This window comes from Mesorhizobium sp. M7A.F.Ca.US.006.01.1.1 (assembly GCF_003997935.1).
Taxonomy (GTDB): domain Bacteria; phylum Pseudomonadota; class Alphaproteobacteria; order Rhizobiales; family Rhizobiaceae; genus Mesorhizobium.
In genome coordinates, this window is record NZ_RZQL01000264.1 from 1 (window position 1) to 9,219 (window position 9,219).

Below are 9,219 nucleotides of genomic sequence, written 5' to 3' on the forward strand. Positions count from 1 at the left end.
GTTCGAATACGGCGCCATAGAGTTCTCCTGGTCGTTTCTTCGTTCGCCCCGCCCTTCGCTGCGGACTTTTGTCCGCGTAAAACGTTCTTCTATTCCGCCGCCACCATCACAGGCTCGGCCCGGTGCGCATTGCGCGAAAACTCGTCGATGCGCCGCTCCACTTCGCCGCGGAAATGCCGCATCAGGCCCTGGATCGGCCATGCCGCCGCGTCGCCCAGCGCGCAGATCGTATGGCCCTCGATCTGCTTGGTGACGTCGAGCAGCATATCGATCTCGCGCTTCTGCGCCTCGCCGCGCACCAGCCGTTCCATCACCCGCCACATCCAGCCGGTGCCTTCGCGGCATGGCGTACACTGGCCGCAGCTCTCGTGCTTGTAGAAATAGGAAAGCCGCGCGATCGCCTTCACGACATCGGTCGACTTGTCCATGACGATGACAGCCGCGGTTCCAAGGCCGGATTTGAGGTCGCGCAAGGCGTCGAAATCCATCGGCGCGTCGATGATCTGCTCGGCCGGCACCAGCGGCACCGAGGCGCCGCCCGGTATGACCGCCAGAAGATTGTCCCAGCCGCCGCGAATGCCGCCGCAATGCGTCTCGATGAGCTCGCGGAACGGGATCGACATCGCCTCTTCGACCGTGCACGGATTGTTGACGTGGCCGGAGATGCAAAACAGCTTGGTGCCGACATTATTGGGCCGGCCGAAGGACGAGAACCAGGCCGCACCGCGGCGCAGGATGGTCGGCGCAACCGCGATCGATTCGACATTGTTGACCGTGGTCGGGCAGCCATAGAGGCCGACATTGGCCGGGAATGGCGGCTTCAGCCGGGGCTGGCCCTTCTTGCCTTCGAGGCTTTCGAGGAGTGCTGTCTCCTCGCCGCAGATATAGGCGCCGGCGCCGTGGTGCATGTAGATGTCGAAATCGTAGCCGGAGGTGTTGTTCTTGCCGATCAGCTTGGCCTCATAGGCCTCCTCGATCGCGCGCTGCAGCGCCTCGCGCTCGCGGATGAACTCGCCGCGCACATAGATGTAGGCGGCAATCGCGCCCATGGCGAAACCGGCAAGCAGCGCGCCCTCGACCAGCGTATGCGGGTCGTTGCGCAGGATGTCGCGGTCCTTGCAGGTGCCGGGCTCGGATTCGTCGGCGTTGATGACGAGATAGCTCGGCCGGCCGTCGCTCTGCTTGGGCATGAACGACCATTTGAGGCCCGTCGGGAAGCCGGCGCCGCCGCGGCCGCGCAGGCCCGACGCCTTCATCTCGTTGACGATCCATTCGCGCCCCTTGGCAACAATGCCGGGCGTGTTGTCCCAGGCGCCGCGCGCCATCGCGCCGGCCAAGGACTTGTCGAACAGGCCGTAGATATTGGTGAAGATGCGGTCTTTGTCCTGAAGCATTTTTCGTCCCTCAGACCGGCTTCTTGCCGAAGACGCGGATGTATTCGGCGACGCCACCCTTGGCGAGCGCCTTGGCCTGCTTGACCCAGTCGTCGCGATCGATGCGGCCATGGAAGGAGAGATAGCCATCCACCCACTCGCGCTCGGCCTTCTTCCACGACGCGACCTGCGCGAAGGTAAAAATGCCCAGCGTATGCAGGATGCCCTCGATCTTGGGGCCAACGCCGGAGATCAGCTTGAGGTCGTCGACCTGTGCCGGTTTAGCGATGCCGGCCGGGCGGTTCTTGTCCTCGAGCGACGGTTTGGCCGGCTTGGCTGCCGGTACCTTGACCTCCGGCGCCTTGAAGGCGGATGCCGGTTCGGCCTTGGTTGTTGGACCGTTGCGCTGCTTGGAAACCTGCTCGACTTTGGAGTTTGCCTTGTTGGCATTGGCCGCCGAATGCAGTGGGGCGGCAACGCTCGCCGCCTTTTCAACCGCCGGCGCGACCTTGGTTTTTGAAGGCGTCTTCAACGCCGGGCTGGTTTCAGGGGCGTCGGTCTTCGGCTTGCTGGTGTTGGACGGTGCGACAGGGGCCGCGGCCGGTGCCGGCACGGGCGTTGCGATGATCGCGTCGGGCGCAGCCCTGGCGGCCTTGGCTGCCTCTCTGGCTTCCCTTTCGCGGGTCGACTTGAGGATCGCCTTTTCGCTCTTCAGCGTGGTGAGGCCGGAGGCCGGCTCCGAGCCGGTGCGGCCATTCTGCGGCCCAGGTTCCACCGAAGCACCCTTGCCGGCGTCATAGAGATCGATGATTTCAGCCAGGCGTTCCGGCGTCAGATCCTCGAACGTGTCCTTGAAGATCATCACCATCGGCGCGTTGACGCAGGCGCCAAGGCATTCGACCTCTTCCCAGGACAAGGTGCCCTTGTCGTTGGCGTGGAACTGGTCGTGATGAATTTTGGAGCGGCACACATCCATCAGCGCTTCCGAACCGCGAAGCATGCAGGGCGTGGTGCCGCAGACCTGGATGTGCGCACGCGTACCGACCGGATTCAATTGGTACTGCGTGTAGAAGGTCGCGACTTCGAGCCCGCGGATGCGCGGCATGCCGAGCATGTCGGAGATCGTCTCGATCGCCGCCTTCGTCACCCAGCCTTCCTGCTCCTGCGCGATCATCAGAAGCGGGATGATGGCCGACTGCTCACGGCCCTTCGGGTATTTCTTGATCCATTGCTTCGCAGCCGCGGCATTCGCCCGGTTGAAGGCGAAGGATGCTGGCTGGACGCTGGCTTCTGCGAGACGGCGGACTGACATTTAGCGATCGACCTCACCAAACACGATGTCGAGGGAGCCGAGAACGGCGGTGACGTCGGCCAGCATGTGGCCGCGGCAGAGGAAATCCATCGCCTGCAGATGCGCGAAACCCGGCGCGCGCAGCTTGCAGCGATAGGGCTTGTTGGAGCCGTCGGAAACCAGATAGACGCCGAATTCGCCCTTCGGCGCCTCGACCGCGGCGTAAACCTCGCCGGCCGGCACGCGATAACCCTCGGTGTAGAGCTTGAAGTGATGGATCAGCGCTTCCATCGAGCGCTTCATCGCCTGGCGCTTGGGCGGCACCACCTTGCCGTCGAGGTTCGACACCGGGCCGGTGCTTTCCTTGCCGAGCAGGAGATCGACGCACTGGCGCATGATCTTCGCCGACTGGCGCATTTCTTCCATGCGCACGAGGTAACGGTCGAAACAGTCGCCGTTCTTGCCGATCGGGATGTCAAAATCCATTTCCGAATAGCATTCATAGGGCTGGGATTTGCGCAGGTCCCAGGCAGCGCCCGAACCGCGCACCATCACGCCCGAAAAACCCCAGGCCCAGGCATCCTCCAGCGAGACGATGCCGATGTCGACATTGCGCTGCTTGAAGATGCGGTTGCCGGTCAGCAGTTGATCGAGATCGTCGATCGACTTCAGGAACGGGTCGATCCACTTGCCGATATCCTCGACCAGCTTCTGCGGCAGGTCCTGATGGACGCCACCGGGGCGGAAATAGGCGGCATGCATGCGCGAACCGGAGGCGCGCTCATAGAACACCATCAGCTTTTCGCGCTCGACGAAGCCCCACAGCGGCGGCGTCAGCGCGCCGACGTCCATCGCCTGCGTCGTCACATTGAGGATGTGCGACATGATGCGGCCGATTTCGCAATAGAGCACGCGGATCAGCTGGCCGCGCTTCGGCACGTCGATGCCGAGCAGACGCTCGGCCGCCAGCGCGAAGGCGTGTTCCTGGTTCATCGGCGCGCAATAGTCGAGCCGGTCGAGATAAGGGATCGCCTGCAAATAGGTTTTGGCTTCGATCAGCTTTTCGGTACCGCGATGCAGCAGTCCGATATGCGGATCGACGCGGTCGACGACTTCGCCGTCCAGCTCCAGCACAAGGCGCAAAACGCCGTGCGCCGCAGGGTGTTGCGGGCCGAAATTGATGTTGAAGTTGCGGACCGAGGTTTCAGCCATTTACTGCTTTGCCTTCTCGTCACCCGGCAGCACGTAATCCGTACCTTCCCACGGGGACAAAAAATCGAAATTGCGGAATTCCTGCTTGAGCTCGACCGGCTCATAGATAACGCGCTTGGCTTCGTCGTCGTAGCGCACCTCGACGAAGCCGGTCAGCGGGAAATCCTTGCGCAGCGGGTGGCCTTCGAAACCGTAATCGGTCAATAGGCGGCGCAGGTCGGGATGGCCCGAAAACAGCACGCCGTAGAGATCGTAGGTCTCGCGCTCGAACCAGTCGGCGCCGGGGAACACGCCGGTGATCGACGGCACCATGGTTTCCTCGTCGGCCTGCACCTTGACGCGGATGCGCACATTCTGCTTCGGCGACAACAGATGATAGACGACGTCGAAACGCTTGGGCCGCGACGGATAGTCGGCGCCGCAGACGTCGATGATCGAGATGAACTGGCAGCGCGCATCGTCGCGCAGGAAGGTCATCACCTCGACCAGATCACGCGGCTCGACATGGACGGTGAGTTCGCCATAGGCGATATCAGCCTCGTTCACGCGGCCGATCAGCTTCTCGCCGAGATAGTTCGACAGTTCGCTCAGGGATGCGGTCATGGATTTACCGTTCGATCGTGCCGGTGCGGCGGATCTTCTTCTGCAAGAGAAGAATGCCGTAGAGCAGCGCTTCGGCGCTCGGCGGGCAGCCGGGCACATAGATATCGACGGGCACGATGCGGTCGCAGCCGCGCACCACCGAATAGGAATAGTGGTAGTAGCCGCCGCCATTGGCGCAGGAGCCCATCGAGATGACGTAGCGCGGTTCCGGCATCTGGTCGTAGACCTTGCGCAGCGCCGGCGCCATCTTGTTGGTCAGCGTGCCGGCGACGATCATGATGTCGGACTGGCGCGGGGACGCGCGCGGCGCGACACCGAACCGCTCCGAATCATAGCGCGGCATCGAGGTGTGGATCATCTCGACCGCGCAGCAGGCGAGGCCGAAGGTCATGAACATCAGCGACCCGCTGCGCGCCCAGGTGATGAGCGCCTCGGTCGAAGTGACCAGAAAGCCCTTGTCGGCCAACTCGTTGTTGATCTCGAGGAAGAAGGGATCGTCCTCCCCCACCGGCCTGCCGGTGTTGGGATCGATGATGCCCTTGGGCTTCGGCGCGACGAGGGTGCCTGAACTGTCGTTCAATCCCATTCCAGCGCTCCTTTTTTCCATTCATAGGCAAAGCCGATGGTCAGCACCGCCAAAAACACCATCATCGACCAGAAACCGAGCATGCCGATCTTCGAAAACGAAACCGCCCACGGAAACAGGAAGGCCACTTCCAGGTCGAAGATGATGAACAGGATCGACACCAGATAGAAACGGATGTCGAACTTCATGCGCGCGTCATCGAACGAGTTGAAACCGCACTCGTAGGCGGAAAGCTTTTCGGGATCGGGATTGCGGTAGGCCACCAGGAAGGGCGCGGCCAGCAGCGCCAGGCCGACAACCAGCGCCACGCCTATGAACAGGACGATGGGCAGGTATGAGCTCAAGAGTGCGTTCATGCTCGGCTTTCCGTTGGCGCAATCCACTTTGATTACAGCACCGAACCCTAATGCGGAAGCGTGACAGTTTAACCGCTGAACCGTTTTAAGGCCTATGCTGCAACGCGGCGAGGGTTAGCGCAGCACTTCCAGCGAAGCAAGTCAAACCTTGTTCAAAACACCGCCCTGGACGGCATATCGCGGCAAACTGGTCCGATCCGCTCCTGTTTGATTTCCTTCCCTTTTAGCTCCACTTTTCTCTCCTGACATGGATGCCGGCAAAACCCTGCTAGCATGGTTGGAATCAGCCATTCGACCCTCGGTCAAAACACTTCAAAGTGATGCCTGCATGAAGGAAAAGATCTCGCTCCCAATGGCCCGGCGCATCGCGCTTGCCGCCCAAGGCTTCCTCGATCCTCGCCCGACCGGCACGCCCGACCGCCGGCATTTTGCCCGCACGCTCTCCCGCACCGGCCTGTTGCAGATCGATTCCGTCAGTGCGGTGGTGCGCGCTCATTATATGCCGCTTTATTCGCGCCTTGGCCCCTACCCGTTCTCGCTGCTCGATAACGCGGCCGTGACGCGCAAGCGCACGGTTTTCGAATACTGGGCGCACGAGGCCTCCTTCCTGCCGGTCGAGACATACCCGCTGATGCGCTGGCGCATGCAGCGCGCCGAGCGCGGCGATGAGATGTATCTGGGCCTCGCCAAATGGGGCCGCGAACACGCCGCCTATATCGAAGAGATCTATCGCCAGGTCGCCGAGCGCGGCCCGATCGCCGCTTCCGCGCTCGAAGGCCAGAAAGGTTCGGGCGGCTGGTGGGGCTGGAGCCACGCCAAGCATGCCTTCGAATGGCTGTTCTGGGCCGGCCGCATCACCACGGCGCACCGTCGCGGTTTCGAGCGCTTCTATGATCTGCCCGAACGCGTGCTGCCGCAGAGGATCCTCGACCTCCCGGTGCCAACGCCTGAGGACGCGCACCGCGAACTGCTGCGCATCTCGGCCCGCGCCCACGGCGTGGCGACATCAGGCGATTTGCGCGACTATTTCCGCCTGTCGCCGGCCGACATGAAAGGCAGGCTGGAGGAACTGGTTGAAACAGGCGAACTGCTGCCGGTCCGCGTCGAAGGCTGGAACAAGCCGGCCTATCTTCACCGGGACGCCCGCCTGCCGCGCAAGGTCGAGGCCCGCGCCCTGCTGGCACCCTTCGATCCTGTCGTCTTCGAGCGATCGCGCACGGAGCGCCTGTTCGATTTCCACTACCGCATCGAGATTTATACCCCTGCCGACAAGCGGCAGTATGGCTACTACGTCCTGCCGTTCCTGCTCGGCGACAGGATCGTGGCACGCGTCGACCTCAAAGCCGACCGGCCTGCCAGCGTCCTGCGGGTCCATGCGGCCTATGCGGAGCCCGGCGCGCCGCCTGAAACAGCAGTGGAACTCTTTGACGAATTGAAGCAGATGCAAGGTTGGCTCGGGCTGGAACGCATCGAAGTGACGTCCGCCGGCGATTTGGGTCCGGCGCTGGCCGACATCGCCGCGTCGTAAGCTCGCGTTGACACCGCCGCCCGCAAAAGCCTAAATCCGGTTCCAGATGGTCCCTTGCCCGCAACGGCAAGGGCTAAGAGGGAATGCGGTGCGGGATTTCGATCCCAAATCCGCGGCTGTCCCCGCAACTGTAAGCGAAGAGCCAAGGCCGAAAGCCACTGGGAATTCCCGGGAAGGCGGCTACCAAGGCGATGACTCGCGAGCCAGGAGACCTGCCGTCTGCGACTTTAGTATCCGATCGCCCGGCGGGTTTCCGGGCAAGGAGCCAGATCTTTGGACCACGACAGCAGTTTTTCGGCTGGCACAGCGGATATTTCGTCCAGCCATGATGATGCCTTGGCCGGCGTCACCATCATCGTCTGCGCCTCCTGCCGCAATGAGACCGGCTCCGACGCTCATCCCCGCGCCGGCGAATTGCTGGCGGACGACACGCGCCGCGCCGCATCTGGCGACGATATTCGCATCCGCAGCGTCGAATGCCTCGGCAATTGCAAGCGGCGTCTCAGCGCCGCGATCCTGCGCGACGGCTGCTGGAGCTATGTCTTTGGCGACCTGACCGAGACCAGCGGCGCCGACCTCGTCACGGGCGCCAAGCTTTTCGCCACCTCGACCGACGGTCTCATTCCCTGGCGTGGCCGTCCCGATAGCCTGAAGCGTGGCCTCGTTGCCCGCATCCCTCCCCTCGATCTGTTGAAGGACTGACCATGACCGCTTCCGTCTCCCGCGTTCCCTGCACCGTTGTCACCGGCTTCCTCGGCGCCGGCAAGACGACGCTGGTCCGCCATCTCCTGGAAAACGCCGGCGGCAAGCGCATTGCCATCATCGTCAACGAGTTCGGCGACATCGGCATCGACGGCGAGATCTTGAAGGGCTGCGGCATCGACACCTGCCCGGAGGAGAACATCGTCGAACTGGCCAATGGCTGCATCTGCTGCACCGTCGCCGACGATTTCGTGCCGGCGCTTGACAAGATCCTGTCGCTGACGCCGAGGGTCGACCACATCCTGATCGAGACCTCGGGCCTGGCGCTGCCCAAGCCGCTGGTCCAGGCCTTCCAGTGGCCGAGCGTGAAAAGCCGGGTGACCGTCGACGGCGTCATCGCCGTGGTCGACGGCCCGGCCCTGGCCGAGGGCCGCGTCGCCAACGACATGGACGCCCTTCAGGCACAGCGCGCCGAGGACGAGACGCTCGACCATGACGATCCGGTGGAAGAAGTGTTCGAGGATCAGATCGCCTGCGCCGACCTGATCATCCTGTCGAAGAGCGATTTGATGGACGCCGCCGGCACCGCCCGCGCCAATGCCATCATTGGCGAACACTCCGCCCGCGCGGTGAAGATCGTGCCGACGTCGCATGGCAAGGTCGATCCCTCGGTGCTGCTCGGGCTCGGTCTGGCCGTCGAGGACGACATCGAAAACCGCAAGTCGCATCATGACGGCGCATTCGACCACGAGCATGACGACTTCGACACGTTCATCGTCGACATTGCCTCGATCGCCAATCCGGACGAGCTGGCAAAGCGTGTCGCCACAGTCGCCGAAGAAGAAAACGTGCTGCGGGTAAAAGGTTTCGTCGAGGTCGGCGGCAAGCCGATGCGGCTCTTGCTGCAGGCCGTCGGGCCGCGCGTCAACCACTACTATGACCGCGCCTGGACGGCGCAGGACGACCGCCGTTCGCGCCTCGTCGTCATCGGCCTCAAGGGGCTGAACCGCCCGGCGATCGAGCGTATACTCGCCGGCTGATTTCGGACACGGGCCGCGATGCACATCCTCACCACGACATCCGCCTCGCTCGACGACCTCGCCGAGCCGGTCGATCTGCGGCAGATGCCGGCGGATATCGTGGCCCTGTCCTTCACCGACAGCGACCTCGCCGGACTGGCGGCTGTGTGGAAGGCCGATGCCGACCGCCTGCCCTCGATGCGACTGGCCGCACTGCGTGACCTGCGCCATCCCATGTCCGTCGACCTCTGGGTCGACAGCGTCGCCCGCCACGCCAAGATCATCCTCGTGCGCATCCTCGGCGGCTACGACTGGTGGCGCTACGGCTGCGACCAGCTCGCCTCGACCGCCCGCGCACACGGCATAAAGCTGGCGCTGCTGCCCGGCGAATGCCGCGACGAGGATCTGCGCCTGATCGAAGCCTCGACGCTGCCGCGACAGGAACTCGACGACCTGCTCGACTATTTCCGCGAGGGCGGCCCGGCGAATATGAGCGCGCTGGTGCGGAGGCTGGCGCGGCTGGCGGGACAGGATGCGGCTGTTGCAGAG

General features: G+C 63.3%; 9 protein-coding genes, 1 pseudogene and 1 riboswitch. Of the genes and pseudogenes, 4 read left to right on the forward strand and 6 right to left on the reverse strand.

The window, feature by feature from the left end; all coding sequences use genetic code 11:
- Window positions 1-89: 89 nt before the first annotated feature.
- From nuoF to EN943_RS31195, 6 genes are read right to left on the reverse strand one after another with little or no spacing between them, the layout of a single operon-like run.
- The gene (gene nuoF, locus EN943_RS31170) at window positions 90-1,394 is read right to left on the reverse strand and encodes an NADH-quinone oxidoreductase subunit NuoF (protein ID WP_127293236.1); all 1,305 of its coding nucleotides are present in this window, start codon (window positions 1,392-1,394) and stop codon (window positions 90-92) included.
- A gap of 10 nt (window positions 1,395-1,404) precedes the next feature.
- Window positions 1,405-2,685 carry an NADH-quinone oxidoreductase subunit E gene (locus EN943_RS31175; protein ID WP_127415892.1) on the reverse strand — a complete coding sequence of 427 codons (1,281 nt, stop codon included), beginning with the start codon at window positions 2,683-2,685 and terminating at the stop codon, window positions 1,405-1,407.
- Window positions 2,686-3,876, reverse strand: coding sequence for an NADH-quinone oxidoreductase subunit D (locus tag EN943_RS31180; protein WP_027034813.1), 1,191 nt, complete (start codon window positions 3,874-3,876; stop codon window positions 2,686-2,688). It lies immediately after the preceding gene.
- On the reverse strand, window positions 3,877-4,479 hold the full coding sequence (locus EN943_RS31185) for an NADH-quinone oxidoreductase subunit C (protein WP_127415893.1): 603 nt from the start codon (window positions 4,477-4,479) through the stop codon (window positions 3,877-3,879).
- A gap of 4 nt (window positions 4,480-4,483) precedes the next feature.
- Window positions 4,484-5,065, reverse strand: coding sequence for an NADH-quinone oxidoreductase subunit B (locus EN943_RS31190; RefSeq protein ID WP_013531090.1), 582 nt, complete (start codon window positions 5,063-5,065; stop codon window positions 4,484-4,486).
- Complete coding sequence (locus tag EN943_RS31195) at window positions 5,056-5,421, reverse strand: NADH-quinone oxidoreductase subunit A (protein WP_010910112.1); 366 nt, start codon at window positions 5,419-5,421, stop codon at window positions 5,056-5,058. The genes EN943_RS31190 and EN943_RS31195 overlap by 10 nt, the downstream gene beginning before the upstream one ends.
- Before the next feature lie 328 nt (window positions 5,422-5,749).
- On the opposite strand from EN943_RS31195, the gene EN943_RS31200 reads away from it, so the two are divergent.
- The 4 genes and pseudogenes from EN943_RS31200 to EN943_RS31215 form a co-directional block, all read left to right on the forward strand.
- Window positions 5,750-6,949 (forward strand): winged helix-turn-helix domain-containing protein, encoded by a 1,200-nt coding sequence (locus tag EN943_RS31200; protein WP_127415894.1) that lies wholly within the window; start codon window positions 5,750-5,752, stop codon window positions 6,947-6,949.
- A 30-nt stretch (window positions 6,950-6,979) separates the two neighbouring features.
- Window positions 6,980-7,184: riboswitch (cobalamin riboswitch) on the forward strand.
- A 38-nt stretch (window positions 7,185-7,222) separates the two neighbouring features.
- Window positions 7,223-7,651: a DUF1636 family protein gene (locus EN943_RS31205; protein WP_127415895.1), complete on the forward strand. Its 429-nt coding sequence runs from the start codon at window positions 7,223-7,225 to the stop codon at window positions 7,649-7,651.
- A 2-nt stretch (window positions 7,652-7,653) separates the two neighbouring features.
- Window positions 7,654-8,691: a cobalamin biosynthesis protein CobW gene (cobW, locus tag EN943_RS31210; RefSeq protein ID WP_127415896.1), complete on the forward strand. Its 1,038-nt coding sequence runs from the start codon at window positions 7,654-7,656 to the stop codon at window positions 8,689-8,691.
- Between the two features lie 18 nt (window positions 8,692-8,709).
- Window positions 8,710-9,219 (forward strand): annotated as a pseudogene (locus EN943_RS31215) (cobaltochelatase subunit CobN); the annotation flags it as partial.

Excerpts from the sequence above, each read along its gene's own strand:
- nuoF (WP_127293236.1), bottom strand. The coding sequence starts at position 1,394 with ATGCTTCAGGACAAAGACCGCATCTTCACCAATATCTACGGCCTGTTC.
- EN943_RS31200 (WP_127415894.1), top strand. The coding sequence starts at position 5,750 with ATGAAGGAAAAGATCTCGCTCCCAATGGCCCGGCGCATCGCGCTTGCC.
- cobW (WP_127415896.1), top strand. The coding sequence starts at position 7,654 with ATGACCGCTTCCGTCTCCCGCGTTCCCTGCACCGTTGTCACCGGCTTC.
- EN943_RS31190 (WP_013531090.1), bottom strand. The coding sequence starts at position 5,065 with ATGGGATTGAACGACAGTTCAGGCACCCTCGTCGCGCCGAAGCCCAAG.
- EN943_RS31195 (WP_010910112.1), bottom strand. The coding sequence starts at position 5,421 with ATGAACGCACTCTTGAGCTCATACCTGCCCATCGTCCTGTTCATAGGC.
- EN943_RS31180 (WP_027034813.1), bottom strand. The coding sequence starts at position 3,876 with ATGGCTGAAACCTCGGTCCGCAACTTCAACATCAATTTCGGCCCGCAA.
- EN943_RS31185 (WP_127415893.1), bottom strand. The coding sequence starts at position 4,479 with ATGACCGCATCCCTGAGCGAACTGTCGAACTATCTCGGCGAGAAGCTG.
- EN943_RS31175 (WP_127415892.1), bottom strand. The coding sequence starts at position 2,685 with ATGTCAGTCCGCCGTCTCGCAGAAGCCAGCGTCCAGCCAGCATCCTTC.